The sequence below is a fragment of the Deferrisoma palaeochoriense genome (genome assembly GCF_054656955.1).
Genome location: NZ_BAAHXI010000006.1, coordinates 54,882 through 73,492, shown reverse-complemented (window position 1 = coordinate 73,492; position 18,611 = coordinate 54,882). Strand labels below are relative to the sequence as shown.

The following is an 18,611-nucleotide window of genomic DNA, read 5'->3' as shown; positions in this document are numbered from 1 at the left end:
CCTCCACGTGGCATCGAAATGGGAGTCGTCCACGCGCCAAAGATGCACATGGTGCGGGATGCGCATCTCCTGAAGGGCCTCGATTCCCCCGAGGGGGTGAGGCGGGCAAACCGATGCCGGGCCGGCCAGGGATCAGCCCCGGCTCGCGGGCGCTGGTCGCGTCGAGAGGGCGCCCGGGGCCGGGCACCATCTCCGCGCCGCCGGGTGCGATCCGTTCATGGCCCGGCTCGTGGGGCGCCCGGGAGCGGCCCAGGGGCTCACGGCCTAGGCGGGCTCACCCCTCGAAGCGTCCGGGCACGAGCAACACCGCCCGGTCGGCGTGCCGCGCCACGTGCTGGGCTACGCTCCCCACCACCATCTCCTCGGCCCAGCCGTGGCCCCGGGTGCCCAACACCACGAGGCTCGCGTCGGTCTCGGCCGCGATCTCCAAGATCCGCTTCGCCGGCCGTCCGGCCTCGACGCGGATGCTCACCTCCGAGGCCCCGGCGCTTCGAAGGGACTCCTCGAGCGCCGAGAGTTCGCCCCGCTCGGCCTGGGAAAGGGACGTTTCGCCGGCCGTCGGCCGGGACCCCCACCCGCGGGAGGCTCGCACGTGAACGACCGTCACCTTCGCGCGGGTGTCGCCGACGATCCGGCCCGCGAGCTCTGCTGCCGCGGCCGCGCAGGGGGAAAAGTCCGTTGCGAGCAGGAGGTGGGAGCCGAAGATCTCCGGCCACACGCGGCACCGCGTTTCGTCGGAACCGCACTGGAGGCCAAGAAGGGGGTAGGTGGACTGGTGGAGCAGGGCGTCGGCCAGCGGATGCACCACGGCCTCTTGAAACAATCCGGGGGAGAACCCGGATACGACCAGGAGATCCGCCTTTTCCCGGTACGCCGTCTGAAGCACGGCCTCGACGGGCTCGCCCCGGGGCGTGTGAGGCACGACCCGCACGCCGAGGCGTTCGAGCTTCTTTTTCTGCTGCTCCAGGTCGGCGTCGGCGAGCTGTTTAAGAAGCCGCGGTGCACCCAGGCTGCGAGACGGGTCCGGCAAAGGCCGCACCAGGTGGACCTCTCGCACACCGGATTCCGCGGCCCCCCGTAGGCAGTACGGAAAGGACGGTACGGGCGAGAACAGGTCCGAGGGGACCAGCAGCGAGGAAAACATGGCGTACCTCCTGCCCGGATTTTCCCGGGCTCAGCCGGAAAGGAACTCCGGGGGCACCTCGTACCCCGCCTCCTCCAAGAGTTCCAACAGCGTGACCCGTTTGTCCCGGAACGCGGGTGTGAAGAGCGGCCGGCAGGCCAGCACCGAGACCTCGTCCGCTAGGAGTTTGGCGGCGAACGCCAGGCACGAGGGCTCCCCGCACTCCCGGCAGTTGGTGCCCGGAAGCCCCTTGTAGATCTGCAGCGCCGTGAGCTGGAGGCCCCGGTCGTAGCTCGGGGTGATCTCGTTCCGGCGCTCCCAGACCTCGTTCAGGCGGGCCACGAGGGCGTCGAGTTCGGCGCGGGCGTGTTCCACGTCCCGCAGTTTCGTGGCCGTGATCTCCACGTTCTTCACGGTGAAGCACATTCCTTCCCGCTTGAAGGTGAGGGTCCGGGCGGCGGGGTTGAAGACCGCTCGCTTTTCTTCGGCGTTCAGGTAGGGAAGGATCTCCCCGGCCTCGCCCTTGAGCCGGGCGATCACCCGGATCTTGGCCGTGTCGGCGATGCAGGGGAGAACCGTGGTGATCTCGTACCCCTCGATCTTCGGCATCGAAGTCCCCTTGGGCCCCTGCGGGGCCCTCAAACGCGGGACGGGAACGGCCGGGGCCGGGCACCGTGTGGGAGCGGCGTCCACGCCGCGATCCGGGCCGAAGGCCCGCCGGAGAAGCTGTCGCGGCTCGGAATCCGCTCCCACGGGTTGGGACAGGCGGCGACGCCGAAATCCAAAAGGTTTTCAGCCGCCTGGCCGCCTAGCAGCCCAGCCGCCCAGCTGGACGTTACACGGAGAGCCTCCGTTCATCGGCTGCGAGCCAGCCGCTCCAGGGTCTCCACCACCCGGTCGATCTCCTCCCCCGTGTTGTCCCGGCCCAGGCTGAACCGGATTGAGGAGCGGGCCTCGGCCGGGGGAACCCCCATGGCCAAGAGCACGTGGGAGGGCCGGGTGTCCCCGGTGGTGCAGGCCGACCCGGTGCCCACGGCGATGCCCTCCCGGTCGAGGGCCAGCACCAGGTCTTCGGCCTCCCAGCCGGGCACCGACACGTTTAAGGTGTTGGGCAGGCACCGCCCGGGGCCGCCGTGGCGGCGCACGCCGGGCACGGCGTCCCGAAGCCCTGCCCAGAGCCGGTCGCGCAGGGCCGCGATCCGCGGAGCGTCCTCGGAAAGCCGCTCCCGGGCGAGGTCGGCGGCCACGCCCAAAGCATGGGCCAGGGCTACGGGTTCCGTGCCGGCCCGCAGGCCCCGCTCCTGGGTTCCCCCCACCAGCAGCGGCTGGAGGGGAAGGCCGGGCCGCACCCACAGGGCCCCGATGCCCCGGGGCCCGTGGAGCTTGTGGCCGGAGAGGCTCAGGAGGTCCACCCCCAGGGCCTCCACGTCCACCGGCATCTTTCCGCAGGCCTGCACCGCGTCGGTGTGGGCGGGAACGCCCCGGTCCCGGCAGACCCGGGCGATCTCGGCCACGGGCTGGAGGGTTCCGACCTCGTTGTTGGCGAGCATCACCGACACCAGGGCGGTGTCGGGCCGCAGGGCGGCTTCCACGGCCCGGGGATCCACGCGGCCCGCCCGGTCCACGGGGAGGTAGGTCACGGCCACCCCCTCGGCCTCGAGCCGGGCCGCCGACCGGAGCACGGCCTTGTGTTCCACCATGGTGGTCACCAGGTGGCGGCCGGCGGCGGGCAGTCGGAGGCGGCCGAACAGGGCCAGGGCATCGGCCTCAGTGCCCCCCGACGTGAACACCACCTGCTCCGGGTCCGGGGCGCCGATGAGCCGGGCCACCCGCTCGCGGGCCCGGTCCAGAACGGCCTTGGCCGCCCGACCCACCCCGTACAGGGTCGAGGGGTTTCCCCAGGCCTCCTGCGAGGCCCAGGCCAGGGCCTCGACCACCTGGGGGTCCGGGCGGGTCGTGGCGTTGTGGTCGAGGTAGGCCACCGCCGGGACTCCGGTTCAGGGCCCGGGAGGCACGGGATGCGCGCCGCGCATCTCGAAATACGGGCGTCAGGCCGTGGCCTGGGCGTGGCGGATCTTCTCGGCGAGGGCCTTGCAGATCCGAAGCGCCTCTTCCCGGTCGCCGTCGGCCACGCACCGTTCGAGGGCGATCACATCCCGCGGGTCGAGCCGCACGGTGAGTTCGCGTTCCATCTCGATTCCTCCGTCGGGCCGGGCCGGTTGCCCGGCCCGCGCGTCAGGACAACATCTTGGCGATCTCGTCGGGCTTGAGCACCTTGCCCACCGTTTTGACCTCGCCGTCGATGGCCAGGGCCGGGGTGACCATCACCCCCCGCTTCATGATCTCGGCCAGGTCCTCGACCTTGACGATCTCGGCGTCCTTGCCGGCCTTGGCCACGGCTTCCTTGGCCGCCTCGTAGAGCTTGTTGCACTTGGCGCATCCGGTTCCCAGGATCTCGATCTTCATGGGTCACCTCCGTCGTTCTGTGGTTGGAACCCCCTCCCGGTCCCACGGGACCCGGCAAGGAGGAAGGGCATGTCAGACGGCCGGGCCGCCACCGGCCCGACACCCTGTCTTCGCTCGAAAAAGTCTGTAACTTATTGACATACTGGCAATATTCGCCTTCCAGCCTTCCAGCCTTCCAGCCTTCCAGCCTTCCAGCCTTCCAGCCTTCCAGCCTTCCAGCCTTCCAGCCTCCCTCACACCGAGTTCACCAGGATCACCACCCCCACCCCGGCGATCAGCACCCCGGCGACCCGCTTGAGCACCCAGTTGACCCGGCCCAGCCCCCGGGACTGGATCAACTGTTTCGCCACGCCCATGCTGGTGCCCGCCGCCACGATGAGGATGCAGTGGCCCACGGCGTAGGTCCACAGAAGGGCGAGCCCGTAGGGGAGGTTTCCCTGGGACGCGATGTAGGTGAGCACCACCACCAGGATCGGCGCGGCGCAGGGGGCCGACACGAGGCCGAACAGGAGGCCCAGGGTGAAGGCCCCGATCACCCCGGCGTGCTTGGGCCGGTAGCGCGCGAGCCCCTCGGGCACCGAAAAGGTCCAGAGATCCCACAGGTGGGCCGCCATGGCAAAGCACACCGCCGCGATCACCCACGGCCAAAACCGTCCCACGTCGCCGAAAAGCCGCCCCAGGCTCACCGCGATCACCCCCATCACGGTGAAGCTCACGGCCAGCCCGAACACGAACACCAGCGAAAACCCGAAACTGCGCTTCCATCCCGAGATGCCCTCGTACCCGCCGACGAAGCCGATCACCAGGGGGATCATGGCGAGCACGCAGGGGTTCGAGGCCGTCAGGGCCCCGCCCACGAACACGGCCACGAACGCGAGCCAGGGGTTCGTCTGGATGTAGGTCTGGGCGTTTCCCAAAAGCGCTTCGAGCCCGGTCATCCGGCGCCTCCCGCGGCGATCGTGAGGTGGGGGAAGAAGTGGCCGAACACCATGCCGGCCACGGTCGAGAGAACGACCACGTACGAGACGAAGGCCAGGGTCTTCTTCGTCCCCAGCACGCTTCGGATCACCAGCATGTTCGGGAGGGAGAGGGCCGGGCCCGCGAGCAGCAGGGCCAGGGCCGGGCCGCTTCCCATGCCGCTGCCCAGGAGGCCTTGGAGGATCGGCACCTCGGTGAGGGTGGCGAAGTACATGAGGGCCCCGGCCACTGAGGCGAACAAGTTCGCCCCGAGGGAGTTCCCGCCCACGAGTCGGGCAACCCAGGAACTCGGGATCAGCCCGGCGTCATGGCCGGGCATGCCCAGGAGAAACCCGGCCACCAGGACCCCGGCGAAAAGAAGGGGCAGGATCTGCTTCGCGAACCCCCAGGTGGACTCGATCCACTCGGCTACCTCGTCCCGGCTGAACCAGGCCCAGACCATCCAGAGGGTCGCCAGGAGCCCCGCACCGGCCAGTTCCCATTTCACCCCGTACACGGCCTCGGCCCAGCCCACGGGTTCCCGTGGCTTCCCCCAGGCCGCAAACACGAGAACCGCCACCATCGAGGCCAGGTACAGGGCGTTCTTCCACAGGGGACGGGCCGGCTCCTCCTCGGGCAGCGCCAGGAACTGGGCCTGACGCTCGGCTTCCTCCTTGCGGAACGTGAACGCCATGAGGAGCCCCACGACGTAGGCGAACACCACCGCCCCCACGGCCCGGGCGATGCCGAGCTGCGGGCCCAACACCTTGGCCGTGAGCACGATCGCGAGCACGTTGATGGCCGGGCCCGAGTAGAGGAACGCCGTGGCCGGGCCGATACCGGCCCCCCGGGTGTAGATGCCCGCGAAGAGTGGGAGCACGGTGCACGAGCACACGGCGAGCACCGTGCCCGACACCGAGGCCACGGTGTAGGCCAGGGCCCGTTTGGCCTTGCCGCCCAAGTACTTGAGCACGGCGGCCTGGCTGATGAACACGGCGATGGCCCCCGCGATGAAAAACGCCGGGACGAGGCAGGTGAGCACGTGCTTACGGGCGTAGTCCTGGAGCATGAGGAAGCTCTCCAGGATGGCCGTGCTCACCCGGGGGTGGTCCACCGGCACGAAATAGGCGGCGCAGAACACCCCGACGATGAGCAGGAATTTCGTGCGCTCTTTCATGTCGGTCCTCCTTCGTCACGCGTGAACGCCCCGCTGGCGGCCAGCACCTCCCGGAGTTTCGCCTCCAGGGCGGGCGCCTCCACCAATCCCACGTGCCGGAACACCTCCCGGCCCTGGGCGTCGAAGATGACCACCGTGGGGATCAGGAGCACCTTGTAGCGGGCCGCCATGTCCTCCTCGTGGCCGATGTGCACAAACCGGAACCGGGCCTGGCCCTCGTACCGGGGCGCCAGCGCGTCGAACACCTTGCCCTGCTCGATGCACTGCATGCAGCGGTCCAGGCCGAACCGCACCACCAGGGGCACGCCGGCCTCCCGGGCTGCGCGCTCCAGGGGGCCGTCGGCCGCCCGGGCGGAGGAGCACACGGCCACCAGCAACACGATTAAGACGATGTTCACGAGCCGGGCGAAACGCATCCCGTGTTCTCCCGATTTCAGGTGCCCCGCATCACCGAGCCCACCATCCACACCGCGATCAGCACGAGGAGCACCCCGAACGCCCGCTTGAGCACGCGCTTGTCCACGGCGAGCGACGCCCGCGAGCCCACCTGGGCGCCCAGGAAGCCTCCAAGGGCCAGGGGAAGGACGAGGCGGAGGTCGAAATGGCCCGCCGCGGCGTGGCCCAGCAGTCCGGTTACGGCCGTCAGGCCCACCATGAGCGAGCTCGTGCCCACCGCCACCTTCATGGGGATCCGGCAGGCGAGCACCATGAGCGGCACCTTGAGGAGCCCGCCGCCCACGCCCAGCATGCCGGCCAGGCCCCCGGCCAGCACCATGAGCGGGATCGTGACCACCCAGTTCACGGAGTACGTTTCCCCGCCCAGGGTGCGCGTCCAGTAGGCGAAGCCCCGTTTCGGCGGATCCGCGCGCTCGGCCACGGGCCGGATCATGAAGTAGGCGCCGACCACGAGCACCGCCGCAAAGATCACCTTTCCCACGTGGCCCGGCACGTACTGGGACAGGTAGCCGCCCAGCACGGCCCCGAGGTTGGTGGCGGGCTCGATGAGGAGCACGAGCTTCCAGTCCAGGAACCCCGCCCGGTGGAACACCAGCATGGCCGAAAGCGAAACGGCCACGATCACGGCCTGGCTCGCCGCGGCGGCGTGATGAAACGGGATTCCCCAGGCGAGGAGGAGCGGCACGTAAAACGCGCCTCCCCCCTGGCCGAGGGCCGAGAACACGGCCGCCACCACGAAAAACGCAAATCCGAGCACGATCATTTCGCTTTCACCCCCATGCGGTGGAGCACCGCCTCCACCATGGGCAGGGGCAGGTACCCCTGGTGTCGGTAGAATTCCTTTCCGTCCGGCCCGAGAAACACCTGGGTGGGAATCAGGGTGACGCCGTACTCCCGGGCCATGGCCGGGTTTTTGCGCACGTCGTAGAACACGACCTCCACCTGGTCGCCGTAGCGCTCCCGCACTGCCTGCATCACGGGCTTCATGGCCTCGCAGGGCTTGCAGCCCTCGCTCCCGAGTTCCAGGAACGCCACCTTTCCGCCGGCTGGGAGTTCAAGCCGGCCCTCCGGCACGTCCGCGGGGTCGGCCAGGCCGGTGCCCGTGGTCTGCCGCACGGCGAACTCCGGAAACGCCCACACCGCCACGCCCGCCACGGCGAGCCCGGCCAGGACAAACCAGATCCGTCTCATTGGGCCCCCCTCCGGTCCAGGTATTCGTTCCACTCCCTCAGAAGGTGGCGTTCCTCCACGTACCCGTAAAACCGGGCGAAGGCTTCGCCCCGTTCGTCCTGCAGGATCACGACGGGCACCGCGAACGCTTTGTAGGTCTTGCCGGCCTCGGGGGTCTTGGCCAGGTCCACGGTGACGAGATCGAGCGCTCCCCCCGTGTCGGCGAGAAAATTCCGGATCTCCTGCTCGGCCGCCACGCACAGGCTGAGCTGGCACGAGCAGGCGTCGCTCTTCGTCACGAACACCACGGTGGGCTTGGCGGCCCAGGCGAGTCCGGCGTGTATGAGCAAGAGCGCGGTCAGCAGACGGCGCGGCAGATTTGCGCTCACGGGGAAACCCTCCACGGCATGGGTTCGTATCATGCCGAAAGAGTAATGAAGTGGCGGGCCGAGGTCAAGGAGGAAATTTTGGGCATGGATTGTTTGCACGAGATGGGTTGCACACCGGGTTGGTAGGTGTTAAGGTTTGGCCTTGCATATCGATGGAGGACGATATCATGGACTTGATTCTCGGTGCGGCCAAGGCCGTGGCAGACGACTCCCGGGTTCGGATCCTGTGGATGCTGGAGGGGCGGACCCTGTGCTCCTGCGAGATCCAAGCCGTGCTGGGGCTGGCCCAGTCTACGGTGAGCCGGCACATGCAGGTGCTCGAGGAGGCGGGGTTCGTGGCCTCCGAGCGCAACGGCCCCTGGAAGGACTACCGGCTGAACCCGAACCCCCCGGCCTTCGCCCAGGGCCTGCTGGCCCACCTGCGGCTCGTGGGGCACGGCCACCCGGTGGCCCGGGAGGTCCGGGAGCGGGCGGCCCGGGTCAGCCGAGAAACCCTTTGTGCGGCGTGAGGCAGGGCCCAGAATTCAGAAGACAGAAGTCAGGTCCTCAAAGGGTCTGGGGAGGTTCCCGATGAGGCTCCTGACAACTTCCTGCCTGCGGACTCCTGGTTTCTGTATCGGAGGGTGACGGCCCGTGATGAGCGAGGCGACGAAAAAGCGCGTGCTGTTTTTGTGCACCGGCAATTCCTGCCGGAGCCAGATGGCCGAGGGGTGGCTCCGGCACCTGGGGGGGGACCGCTACGAGGGGTTCTCGGCCGGCACCCGGCCCCAGGGGCTGAACCCCCGGGCGGTGCGGGTCATGGCCGAGGCCGGGGTGGACATCTCCGGCCACGCGAGCGACCCGGTGGAGAAGTACCTGGGGGAAGACTTCGACCTTGTGGTCACCGTGTGCGGCGGGGCCAAGGAGTCGTGCCCCGTGTTCGTCGGCCGGCTGAAGGACCGCCAGCACTGGCCCTTCGACGACCCGGCGGAGGCCACGGGAACCGAGGAGGAGGTGATGGCGGTGTTCCGGCGGGTCCGCGACGAGATCCGGGCCCGGGTCGAAGCGTTCCTGCGGGAGACCCCCGCGCGCCCCGGTGAGGGGGCAGGGAAAGAGGGGTAGCTCCCGGAGCCGGGATCACGGGGAGGTCCGCCGCCCGGCCGCCACGCTGCCCAGCGGGCCGAAGGCCCAAGACCGCACACTGTTCTTGTTCTGGGAGGAGGGTTTGTCATGCCGCAGGGTGTCGCGAAGAAGCTCTCGTTCATCGACCGGTACCTCACGCTATGGATCTTTCTCGCCATGGCGGTGGGGGTGGGCTGGGGGTACCTCTTCCCCGGCGTGCGAAACGTGATCAACGCCTTCCAGGTGGGCACCACCAACATCCCCATCGCCATCGGGCTCATCCTCATGATGTACCCGCCGCTGGCGAAGGTGCGCTACGAGGAACTCCCCGAGGTGTTCAAGAACACCAAGGTGCTCGCGCTGTCGCTGGTGCAGAACTGGATCGTGGGGCCGGTGCTCATGTTCGTGCTCGCCGTGACCCTCCTGCACGGGTACCACGAGTACATGGTGGGGCTCATCCTGATCGGGCTCGCCCGGTGTATCGCCATGGTGATCGTGTGGAACGACCTCGCCGACGGCGACCGGGAGTACTGCGCCGGGCTCGTGGCGTTCAACTCGATCTTCCAGGTGCTCTTCTACTCGGTGTACGCCTACATCTTCATCACCTGGCTCCCCCCCAAACTCGGGCTCGGCGAGGCCATCGAGGTGAACATCTCCATGGGCCAGATCGCCGAGAGCGTGTTCATCTACCTGGGCATCCCGTTCATCGGCGGCGTGGTGAGCCGGGTGGTGGGCCTCAAGCTGAAGGGCCGGGAGTGGTACGAGACCCGGTTCATCCCGAAGATCAGCCCGATCACCCTGATCGCACTCCTCTTTACGATCCTGGTCATGTTCAGCCTGAAGGGCGAGTACATCGTGCAGCTCCCGTTCCACGTGGTGCGGGTGGCCATCCCGCTCACCATCTACTTCTTCGTGATGTTCTTCGTGTCGTTTTGGATGAGCCGGAAGGTCGGCGCGCCCTACGGCCAGACCGTGACGCTCTCGTTCACCGCGGCCTCCAACAACTTCGAACTCGCCATCGCCGTGGCCGTGGCCGTGTTCGGCATCGACTCGGGCGAGGCCTTCGCCGCGGTGATTGGGCCCCTGGTGGAGGTGCCCGTGCTGATCAGCCTGGTGAACGTGGCCCTGCGGCTGAAGGAAAAGCACTTCACCCCCGAGGGGCTCCCCCAGCGGGCCTGACCCGGGCCGAAAAGGAGGCGGAAACATGTTCTCCCACGCGCTCGTAGCCACCGATCTGTCCGACGCCTCGACCCGGATGCTGGAGTGCGCCGGGCAGCTCAGGGCCCTGGGGGTAGAGCGGGTGACCCTGTTCCACGCCGAGACCGCCTTCCACACCGTGGGCCTCGACGAGAGCCTGGCCCGGGCCGATCGGCCCGAGCTCGAGGCCCAGGCCGGGCTCCTCAAGGAGCAGGGCTACGCCGTGGACCTGCGGGTGGCCCGGGGCATCCCCTGGCACGCCATCGTGGAGGCCGCCCGGGAGGGGAGGGCCGATCTCGTGGTGCTCGCGTCCCACGGCCACGGCGCCCTGGCCGAGACGGTGCTCGGCACCACGGCGGGCCAGGTGGTGGAGTTCGCCCCCTGCCCGGTGCTGGTGCTCCGGCTTTCGCTCCTCGACGAAGACGGCGGCCGGTACTGCAGCCTCCGGTTCCGGAACGTGCTCGACCGGGTGGTGGTGCCGGTGGATTTCTCGTCCCACACCATCAAGGCCGTGGGGGTGGTCCAGGACCTGGGCCCGCGGGTGGCGACGGCCGTGCTCCTCCACGTGAACCCCCCGGGCCTTCCCGAGCACGGGGGGGCCGCCCCGGCCGAGGCGTTCGCCGAGGACGACCGGGGCCGGCTCGAGGGGATCGCCAAGACCCTCCGGGACGCCGGGTGCCGGGAGGTGGAGATCCGGATCGAGGCCGGGGACCCCCGGGAGCGGATCGTGGCCGCCTCGGAAGAGGCGACGCTCCTCGTCCTGGGAAGCCGGGGGTGGACTCCCTGGAAAGAGCTCCTCCTGGGGAGCACGGCCCACGCGGCGGTGCGCCACGCCCGCTGCCCCGTGCTCCTGGTGAGGTGACCGGACCCATGCACACCCTGCCCGCCGAGACCCCGGTCGCCGACGAACACCCGGCCCTTCGGCCGCACCCCACGAAGCTCTTCGTGGAGACGACCACCCGGTGCAACCTGCGGTGCGCCATGTGCGTGAAGCAGACCCGGGAGAACGCCGTGGCCGAGGGCGACCTCGCCCCCGAGGTGTTCGAGGCCCTGGCCCCGGCGTTTCCCCGGCTCGAGGCCCTGGTGCTCTCGGGGATCGGCGAGCCCTTGCTCCACCCCGACCTCGAACGGTTCATCCGGCGGGCCCGGGAGGCCATGCCGGCCGAGGGGTGGATCGGGTTCCAGTCGAACGGGCTCCTCCTCGACCGGGCCCGGGCCCGGTCGCTCGTGGAGGCGGGCCTGGAGCGCATCTGCCTTTCGCTCGACGCCGTGAGCCCCACCACCTTCGCCCGCATCCGCGAGGGCGGGGACGTGGGGGCCCTGGACCGGGCCTTCGCCGCCCTGGCCGAGGCCGAGCGGGCCGTGGGCCGCCGGGTGGAGAAGGGCATCGAGTTCGTGGCCATGCGCGACAACGTGGCCGAGCTTCCCGCGGTGGTGCGGTGGGCCGCGAAACGGGGCGCCACCTTCGCCCTGGTGACCCAGGTGCTCCCCTACGACGAGCGTCTCGTGGACCAGGCCGCCTACGACCCCAACACCGACGTGGCCGTGGGGTTCTTCGAACCCTGGCGGGAACGGGCCCGGCGGGAGGGGGTCGATCTCGACCGGTACTTCGCGGTGCTCTGGAAGTACACGAAGACCCCGGAGGAGCAGCGGATCGTGGACTTCGTGGAGGCCATGAAGGCCGACGCCCACGCCCGGGACATCTTCGTGAACGTCCAGAAGATCCTGGAGCGCGACGAGGCCTGGCTCGAGCGGGTCCAGGAGATCTTCGCCGAGGCCGCCCGGGCGGCGGCCGAGGTGGGCCTGGATCTCCGGCTCCCCGAGGTGGTGCCCCGGGGCGACCGGCGGTGCGACTTCGTGGAGGAGGGAAGCGCGTTCGTGAGCTGGGACGGCGGGGTGCACCCCTGCTACTTCCTGTGGCACGGGTACCGGTGCTTCGTGAACGGCCGGGAGAAGTTCGTGCGGCCCAGGGTGTTCGGCCGGGTGCCCGAACTGGGCATCCTGGAGATCTGGAACGACCCGGCCTTCCGGGCGTTTCGCGAAAGCGTCATCCGCTACGACTACCCTTTCTGCTCCGACTGCAACCTGTCCAAATGCTGCGACTACGTCCAGGCCGAGGAGTTCGAGCAGGACTGCTTCCTCAACGCCGAGCCCTGCGGCGACTGCCTGTGGTGCAAGGGCGTGTTCCAGTGCCTGCGGTGAGTCCCCCAAGCGACGCGAAGGCCCGCCCCGTGGGAGCGCTTCCGGGTACCTTCCGCTAGGCGGCTGGGCGGCTAGGCGGCGAAAAGCATTCTGGATTCCGGCGCCATCATCTCTGCCACGCTGTGGGAGCCGTTGCCAGGCGCATGGTCTCGGCTCGGAAGCGCGGGTTGGGCGGGCGCGTTCGGTGGAATCGTCAAAAAGGAAAGCGGCCGAGCTGCCAGGCTGCGTAGGCCGCGGGCCACAACACGAGGAGTTTTTTCCCGATGTCCCAGACGCTCTATGTGTACGACCCTGCGCTGTGCTGCCCCACCGGTGTGTGCGGCCCCTCGGCGGACCCGGTATTGGCCCGGTTCGCGGCCGACCTGAACTGGCTCGAGCAGCAGGGGGTGCGGGTGGTGCGCAAGAACCTGGCCCAGGAACCCCAGGCCTTCGCCACCGACCCCCGGGTGGCCGAGGTGCTGCGGACCGAGGGCACCGCCGGGTTGCCCCTGGTGTTCGTGGACGACCGCGAGGTGACCCGGGGGCGCTACCCCGACCGCCGGGAGCTCGCCGAGGCCCTGGGGCTCGACCCGGCCCCGGCGGGCCCCGTGTTCGAGATGGCCGGCTCCGGCGGGTGCGATCCCTCCACCGGGTGTTGCGGGTAGGACCGAGGCTGCGGGCCCTTCCTCCCCTCCTTCCACGAACGATCTTGAACGAGAGCCCGATGCAGACGTTTCTCGACCGCATGCCCCGCCACGTGTTTTTCACGGGCAAGGGCGGGGTGGGGAAGACCACCCTCGCCTCGGCCACGGCCGTGGCCCTGGCCGACGCCGGCCGGCGGGTGCTCCTGGTGTGCACCGACCCGGCCTCCAACCTGGACGAGGTCCTGGGCACCCCCCTGGGGCTCGAACCCCGGGCCGTCGAAGGGGTGGCCGGACTCTACGGGGTGAACGTGGACCCCGAGGAGGCGGCCCGGGCGTACCGGGAGCGGGTGGTGGGGCCGGTGCGGGGGGTGCTCCCGCCCCAGGCGGTGCGGAGCATCGAGGAGCAGCTTTCGGGGGCCTGCACCGTGGAGATCGCGGCGTTCGGGGAGTTCGCGCGGTACCTGGGGGACCCCGAGGCCACGGCCGGGTTCGACCACGTGGTGTTCGACACGGCGCCCACGGGGCACACCCTGCGGCTCCTGGAGCTCCCGGCCGCCTGGACCGCGTTCATCGCCACGAACACCACCGGCACCTCGTGCCTGGGGCCGCTCTCGGGGCTGCGGGAGCAGGAGGAGCGGTTCCGGGCGGCCCTGGGGCGGCTCGCCGACCCGGCCCGGACCGAGGTGGTGCTGGTGGCCCGGCCCGACCGGGAGTCCCTGGCCGAGGCGGCCCGGGCCAGCCGGGAACTGGCCGCCCTCGGCATCGGGAACCAGCGGCTCGTGGTGAACGGGGTGTTCCGGGCCTGGGATCCGGCCGACCCCCTGGCCCGGGCCTGGGAGGCCCGGGCCGCCCAAGCCCTGGCCGAGATCCCGGACCCTTTGCGGCCCCTGGCCCGCTGGGAGGTGCCGCTGCGGCCCCACGAGTTCGTGGGGGTGGAGGCCCTGCGGTCCCTGTGGAACGGCCACCACCCCCCGCCCCCGGCGGCGGAGGCCGACCCCGGGGCCTGGGAGGACCTCGACGCCCTGGTGGACGAGATCGCGGCCCGGGGCAGGGGGCTCGTGCTCACCATGGGCAAGGGGGGCGTCGGGAAAACCACCGTGGCCCTGCGGGTGGTGCGGCGGCTCGCGGCCACCGGCCGGCCGGTGCACTTCACCACCACGGACCCGGCGAACCGGGGGGCGCTGGACCTCCCGGCCGGGGTCACGGCCACCCGGATCGACCCGAAGGCCGAGACCCGGGCCTACGCGGCCGAGGTCATGGAAACCGTGGGGCGGGAACTCGACGACGAAGGCCGGGCCCTGCTCGCCGAGGACCTTCGCTCGCCCTGCACCGAGGAGATCGCCGTGTTCCGGGCGTTCGCCCGGGAGGCCGCCCGGGCCGAGGAGGGCTTCGTGGTGGTGGACACCGCGCCCACCGGCCACACGCTCCTGCTCCTGGACGCGGCCCAGGCCTACCACCGGGAGGTGGAGCGGTCCCGGGGGGACCTCCCCGAGGCGGTCCGGCGGCTCCTGCCCCGGCTCCGGGATCCGGCCGAGACGGCGGTGCTGGTGGTGACCCTCCCCGAGGCCACCTCGGTGCACGAGGCCGCCGGGCTCGCGGCCGATCTCGAGCGGGCCGGGGTGCGGGTGTTCGGATGGGTGGTGAACCAGAGCCTCACCCCCCACCGGGTCACCGATCCGGTGCTCCGGGCCCGGCGGGCCGCCGAGGGCCGCTGGCTCGGGGAGGTGCGGTCGCTGGCCCCCCGCATGGCCGTGGTGCCCTGGGGGCCCGACGCCTCCTGTTCCCGGGGCTGAGCAGGCACGGATCCTGCTTCTGCCGAAGGGCGTGTCCGCGCCTTCGCCCCACCCGGGAGAAAAGGGTTCATGCGAAAGCTCCTGCTCTTCGTGCTGCTGCTCCTCGCCGTCCCCGCCGCGGGCGTCGGCGGGAAGGACGACGGGGTTGTCCATTTCGGGGTGATCCCCCGATACAACCCTCTGGTGATGTTCCGCTCGTACCAGCCCATCGTGGACTACCTCACCGAGGTCACCCCCTACCGGTTCGAACTCCGGGTCGCCCGAAGCTACGACGAGGCCGTGGAGTTCCTGAGCCACGGGGACGTGGAGGTGGCGAGCCTGGGGGACGTGACCTTCGTGGAGGCCTACCGGGCCTTCGGGGCCGTGCCCCTCGTGAGGCCCCTGAACGCGGAGGGGCGGCCGTACTACCGGAGCATCGTCATCGTCCGGAAGGACAGCCCCATCCGCACCCTGGCCGATCTCAAGGGCAAACGGTTCGCCTTCGGGTCGGTTCACTCGACCTCGGGCAACCTGATCCCCCGGTTCTTCCTGTTCCAGCACGGCGTGCCGATCGAGTCCCTGGTCGAGGCTGCCAACCTGGGCAAGCACGACATCGTGGCCAAGGCGGTGCTCAAGGGGGAGTTCGACGCCGGCGCGGTCAAGGACGTGGTGGCCGAGCGGTACCGGGAGCACGGGCTTCGGTTCCTGGCCGAGAGCGACCCCATCCCCTCGGTGCCCATCGTGGCCCACCCGGGGACCGACCCGGCCGTGCGCGAGGCCGTGAAGCGGGCCCTCCTGGCCGTGGCTCCCGACGACCCGGCGTTCCGGGAGCGGCTTCAGGAGTGGGACCCCGAGTTCCGGCACGGGTTCGTGGAGGCCCGGGTGGAGGACTACCGGCCCATCTTCGAACTCATGGACGGGTTCGAGCGAACCTGCGGCGGGGCGTGTCACTGATGCGGCTCGGCATCACCGGAAAGTTCGTGCTCCTGGCCGCCGGCCTCGTGGTGGTGGCCACGGCGGTGTGGGGGCGATGGACCTGGAACCGGGAGCGGGGGCTCCTGGAGGAGCGGCTCCTCCAGAAGGGCCGGATCCTGCTCTCCTCCATGTCGATCCCCGTGATCCAGGCCCTGCTCTACGAGGAGATGGGGGTGATCGAGGAGGGGGGGCTCCTCGACAGCTTCCTCGCCGACATCATGGCCCAGGAGGACCTGGCCCCGGTGTACGCCATGGTGCTCGACCCCGAGGGCCGGGTGCTCGCCCACAACCGGTACGCCGAGTACGGCCGGGTGTACCGCGACCCCGTGAGCCGCAGGGCCCTGGAGGCCCGCGGGTTCCTGCGGCAGCCGGCGGTCCACGCGGGGGTCACCGTTTGGGACCTCGCCTATCCCCTCGCGATCCACGGGAAGTCCTGGGGGGTCCTGCGGGTGGGGGTTTCCCTCGCGCCCCTGAACGAGGAACTCCGGGAGTTGGCCGGCCAGATCTTCGGGTTTTCGGCCGTGTTCTCCTTGGGGGCGCTCGTGGTGTTCTGGGCCGTGGGCGCCGGTCTGGCCCGGCCGCTTCTCCGGCTACGGGCCCACGTGGAGGCCGTGGGCGGGCCCGAATACCCCGAGGTGGCCCCCTCGGGCCGGCGCGACGAGATCGGGGACCTGGAGCGGGCCTTCGCCGAGATGGTGGGGCGGCTGCGGGCGAGCGAGGCCGAGCGGGAGCAGGCCACCCGCAAGCTCCTCGAGAACGAGCGGCTCGTGGCCGTGGGCCAGATCGTGGCGGGGGTGGCCCACGAGGTCAACAACCCCCTGGCCGCCATCGAGAGCGCCCTGTTTCAGGTGGAGCGCTGTTGCCGGGGCGACGGCACCCGCTACGCCGGGGTGATCCGGGAGGGCCTCGAACGGATCCGCCGGGTGGTGGGCCAGCTCGTGGACCTGACCCGGTCGGGGGAGATCCGCCGGGAGCCTGCGGCGCTGCCCGGGGTGTTCCAGAGCGCCAGCCTGTTCGCCAAGATGGCCCTCAAGCGAAAGGGCGTGCGGCTCGAATCCGCCGGGGCGGTGCCCGACGTGGCGTTTCCGGCCGACCGGACCAAGGTCCACCAGGTGCTGCTCAATCTCCTTCTCAACGCGGCCGACGCCGCGGGCGAGGGGGGCACGGTGCGGCTCGAGGCGGGGGCCGACGAGGACGCGGTGTGGCTCGCGGTGGAGGACTCCGGCCCGGGGGTCCCGTCGGGGGATGCCGAGCGGATCTTCGAGCCGTTCTTCACCACCAAGCCCCCGGGCAAGGGAAGCGGCATGGGGCTCGCCATCTCCCGGCGCATCGCCGAGGGGCACGGCGGCACGCTCACGGTGGAGCGGGGCAGCACGCTCCCCGGGGCCCGGTTCGTGCTCCGGCTGCCCCGCACCAACCCCGAGCAAAGGGAGTAGGCCGTGCGATCCCGGATTCTTCTGGTCGAGGACGACCCCCTCTACGCCGGCATGCTGTTCGAGGCGCTCGAACGGGCCGGCCACCCCGTGGCCCACGCGGGCACGGTGGCCGAGGCGGTGGAGCTCCTCGAGCGCGAGGCCTTCGGCGTGGCCCTCCTCGACGTCCGGCTTCCCGACGGCGACGGGCTGGCGCTCCTTCGCACCCTGCTCGAGCTCCAGCCGGGGTGCTCGGCCCTGGTGATGACCGGCCACGCCTCCGTGGAGTCGGCCGTGGAGGCCATGAAGATCGGGGCCCAGGACTACCTGCCCAAGCCGTTCCCCACCGAGGTGATCCTGCTGAAGCTGGAACGGCTGCTGCGGACCCGGGAGGTGGAGGAGGAGCTCCGGGAGCTTCGGGCCCGGGCCACGGACACGGAGTTCGTGGGCCAGAGCCCCCGGGTGCGCCAGCTTCTCGCCACGGTGCGCACCGTGGCGCCCAAGGACGCGAACGTCCTGATCCAGGGGGAGAGCGGCACCGGCAAGGAGCTCGTGGCCGAGATGCTCCACCGCCTGAGCCCCCGGGCCGGGGGGCCCCTGGTCCGGGTGAACTGCGGGGCGATCCCGGCCTCGCTCCTGGAGGCCGAACTGTTCGGCCACGAGAGGGGGGCGTTCACCGGGGCCGACCGGCGGCGCAAGGGGATGCTGGAGCAGGCCCACGGCGGCACCCTGTTCCTCGACGAGGTGGGGGAGATCCCGCCGGCCATGCAGGTGAAGCTCCTGCGGGCCCTGCAGGAGCGCCGGATCCGGCGGGTGGGGGGCGAGGCCGAGATCGAGGTGGATTTCCGGCTCGTCACCGCCACCAACCGGGACGTGGCGGAGTTGGTGCGGCAGGGGGAGATGCGGGAGGACTTCTTCTTCCGGATCGCCGTGATCCCCCTCGAGGTGCCCCCCCTCCGGGACCGGCCCGGCGACGTGCCCCTCCTGGCCCAGCACTTCATCGAACGGCTGAGCCGGGCCCACGGCACCGAGCCCGTGCGCCTCTCCCCCGAAGCCCTGGAGCTCCTGGAGCGCTACCCCTGGCCGGGGAACGTCCGGGAGCTCGAGAACGTGATCGAGCGGCTCCAGGTGCTCACCCCCGGCGACACCATCACCCCCCGCCACCTGCCCCCCGAGATCCGGCGGACCCGCCCCGCCCGGGGCATGGTCTACGAGGTCGTCTCGACCCGGCTCACCCTGCGGGAGGCCGTCCAGCGGTTCGAGCGCCGCTTCATCGAGCGGGTGCTGGCCGAGGAGGGCGGAAACCGCACGGCCGCCGCCGCCCGGCTCGGGATCTCCCGCAAGAACCTCTGGGAAAAGCTCTCCTCGACCGTTACCGAACGGTAACATCGCAACCCCCAGATTTTCCCTCCGTGTCGGGCCCTCCAGCCCCTTCTGCGGATGTTACTCCGCGGTAACGCCTCCGGGCCCCGCCAGCGGGGATTCTTCCGGAGAAACCACGGGTTTTCCCTTGGCACCCCCCTTGCAGTCCACAACGCCTTCGATGGGTTTCGGGCCGCCGGACCGGATCCGGCGTTTCGGCTTCCCCCCA

General features: G+C 70.5%; 21 protein-coding genes. 10 read left to right on the top strand and 11 right to left on the bottom strand.

Going from position 1 to position 18,611, the window contains the following annotated elements; all coding sequences use genetic code 11:
- Nucleotides 1–274 precede the first annotated feature (274 nt).
- The 11 genes from ACYQ8L_RS03220 to ACYQ8L_RS03170 form a co-directional block, all read right to left on the bottom strand.
- Entirely contained in the window at nucleotides 275–1,144 is an 870-nt protein-coding gene (locus ACYQ8L_RS03220; protein WP_459940328.1) for a universal stress protein, read from the bottom strand.
- A 30-nt stretch (nucleotides 1,145–1,174) separates the two neighbouring features.
- Nucleotides 1,175–1,732, bottom strand: a complete 558-nt coding sequence (locus ACYQ8L_RS03215) for a (Fe-S)-binding protein (protein WP_459940327.1) — start codon at nucleotides 1,730–1,732, stop codon at nucleotides 1,175–1,177.
- Nucleotides 1,733–1,977: 245 nt separating this feature from the next.
- Nucleotides 1,978–3,105 (bottom strand): cysteine desulfurase family protein, encoded by a 1,128-nt coding sequence (locus ACYQ8L_RS03210; protein WP_459940326.1) that lies wholly within the window; start codon nucleotides 3,103–3,105, stop codon nucleotides 1,978–1,980.
- Between the two features lie 66 nt (nucleotides 3,106–3,171).
- On the bottom strand, nucleotides 3,172–3,315 hold the full coding sequence (locus ACYQ8L_RS03205) for a hypothetical protein (RefSeq protein ID WP_459940325.1): 144 nt from the start codon (nucleotides 3,313–3,315) through the stop codon (nucleotides 3,172–3,174).
- Between the two features lie 43 nt (nucleotides 3,316–3,358).
- Entirely contained in the window at nucleotides 3,359–3,589 is a 231-nt protein-coding gene (locus ACYQ8L_RS03200; RefSeq protein WP_459940324.1) for a thioredoxin family protein, read from the bottom strand.
- 233 nt (nucleotides 3,590–3,822) lie between these two features.
- Nucleotides 3,823–4,527 (bottom strand): cytochrome c biogenesis CcdA family protein, encoded by a 705-nt coding sequence (locus ACYQ8L_RS03195; RefSeq protein WP_459940323.1) that lies wholly within the window; start codon nucleotides 4,525–4,527, stop codon nucleotides 3,823–3,825.
- A complete protein-coding gene (locus ACYQ8L_RS03190) occupies nucleotides 4,524–5,723 on the bottom strand; it encodes a permease (protein ID WP_459940322.1) in 1,200 nt (399 codons plus the stop codon). Before ACYQ8L_RS03190 ends, ACYQ8L_RS03195 begins: the two co-directional genes overlap by 4 nt.
- Complete coding sequence (locus tag ACYQ8L_RS03185) at nucleotides 5,720–6,139, bottom strand: thioredoxin family protein (protein ID WP_459940321.1); 420 nt, start codon at nucleotides 6,137–6,139, stop codon at nucleotides 5,720–5,722. Before ACYQ8L_RS03185 ends, ACYQ8L_RS03190 begins: the two co-directional genes overlap by 4 nt.
- A 17-nt stretch (nucleotides 6,140–6,156) precedes the next feature.
- Complete coding sequence (locus ACYQ8L_RS03180) at nucleotides 6,157–6,942, bottom strand: sulfite exporter TauE/SafE family protein (protein ID WP_459940320.1); 786 nt, start codon at nucleotides 6,940–6,942, stop codon at nucleotides 6,157–6,159.
- Nucleotides 6,939–7,370 carry a thioredoxin family protein gene (locus ACYQ8L_RS03175; protein ID WP_459940319.1) on the bottom strand — a complete coding sequence of 144 codons (432 nt, stop codon included), beginning with the start codon at nucleotides 7,368–7,370 and terminating at the stop codon, nucleotides 6,939–6,941. The genes ACYQ8L_RS03180 and ACYQ8L_RS03175 overlap by 4 nt, the downstream gene beginning before the upstream one ends.
- The gene (locus ACYQ8L_RS03170) at nucleotides 7,367–7,738 is read right to left on the bottom strand and encodes a thioredoxin domain-containing protein (RefSeq protein ID WP_459940318.1); all 372 of its coding nucleotides are present in this window, start codon (nucleotides 7,736–7,738) and stop codon (nucleotides 7,367–7,369) included. The genes ACYQ8L_RS03175 and ACYQ8L_RS03170 overlap by 4 nt, the downstream gene beginning before the upstream one ends.
- A 167-nt stretch (nucleotides 7,739–7,905) precedes the next feature.
- Between ACYQ8L_RS03170 and ACYQ8L_RS03165 the strand changes: the two genes are divergently transcribed.
- The 10 genes from ACYQ8L_RS03165 (at nucleotide 7,906) to ACYQ8L_RS03120 (ending at nucleotide 18,406) form a co-directional block, all read left to right on the top strand.
- Entirely contained in the window at nucleotides 7,906–8,247 is a 342-nt protein-coding gene (locus ACYQ8L_RS03165) for an ArsR/SmtB family transcription factor (RefSeq protein ID WP_459940317.1), read from the top strand.
- Nucleotides 8,248–8,374: 127 nt separating this feature from the next.
- Entirely contained in the window at nucleotides 8,375–8,839 is a 465-nt protein-coding gene (locus ACYQ8L_RS03160; RefSeq protein WP_459940316.1) for an arsenate reductase ArsC, read from the top strand.
- A gap of 108 nt (nucleotides 8,840–8,947) precedes the next feature.
- Nucleotides 8,948–10,018 carry an ACR3 family arsenite efflux transporter gene (gene arsB, locus ACYQ8L_RS03155; RefSeq protein WP_459940315.1) on the top strand — a complete coding sequence of 357 codons (1,071 nt, stop codon included), beginning with the start codon at nucleotides 8,948–8,950 and terminating at the stop codon, nucleotides 10,016–10,018.
- 25 nt (nucleotides 10,019–10,043) lie between these two features.
- Nucleotides 10,044–10,898, top strand: coding sequence for a universal stress protein (locus ACYQ8L_RS03150; RefSeq protein ID WP_459940314.1), 855 nt, complete (start codon nucleotides 10,044–10,046; stop codon nucleotides 10,896–10,898).
- An 8-nt stretch (nucleotides 10,899–10,906) separates the two neighbouring features.
- A complete protein-coding gene (locus tag ACYQ8L_RS03145; protein WP_459940313.1) occupies nucleotides 10,907–12,238 on the top strand; it encodes a radical SAM/SPASM family putative metalloenzyme maturase in 1,332 nt (443 codons plus the stop codon).
- A 263-nt stretch (nucleotides 12,239–12,501) separates the two neighbouring features.
- Complete coding sequence (gene arsD / locus ACYQ8L_RS03140) at nucleotides 12,502–12,882, top strand: arsenite efflux transporter metallochaperone ArsD (RefSeq protein ID WP_459940312.1); 381 nt, start codon at nucleotides 12,502–12,504, stop codon at nucleotides 12,880–12,882.
- 59 nt (nucleotides 12,883–12,941) lie between these two features.
- The gene (arsA, locus tag ACYQ8L_RS03135) at nucleotides 12,942–14,654 is read left to right on the top strand and encodes an arsenical pump-driving ATPase (RefSeq protein WP_459940311.1); all 1,713 of its coding nucleotides are present in this window, start codon (nucleotides 12,942–12,944) and stop codon (nucleotides 14,652–14,654) included.
- A gap of 69 nt (nucleotides 14,655–14,723) precedes the next feature.
- Nucleotides 14,724–15,587: a phosphate/phosphite/phosphonate ABC transporter substrate-binding protein gene (gene phnD / locus ACYQ8L_RS03130; RefSeq protein ID WP_459940310.1), complete on the top strand. Its 864-nt coding sequence runs from the start codon at nucleotides 14,724–14,726 to the stop codon at nucleotides 15,585–15,587.
- Nucleotides 15,587–17,044, top strand: coding sequence for an ATP-binding protein (locus ACYQ8L_RS03125; protein WP_459940309.1), 1,458 nt, complete (start codon nucleotides 15,587–15,589; stop codon nucleotides 17,042–17,044). The genes phnD and ACYQ8L_RS03125 overlap by 1 nt, the downstream gene beginning before the upstream one ends.
- Nucleotides 17,045–17,047: 3 nt before the next feature.
- On the top strand, nucleotides 17,048–18,406 hold the full coding sequence (locus ACYQ8L_RS03120; RefSeq protein ID WP_459940308.1) for a sigma-54-dependent transcriptional regulator: 1,359 nt from the start codon (nucleotides 17,048–17,050) through the stop codon (nucleotides 18,404–18,406).
- Nucleotides 18,407–18,611: the final 205 nt, after the last annotated feature.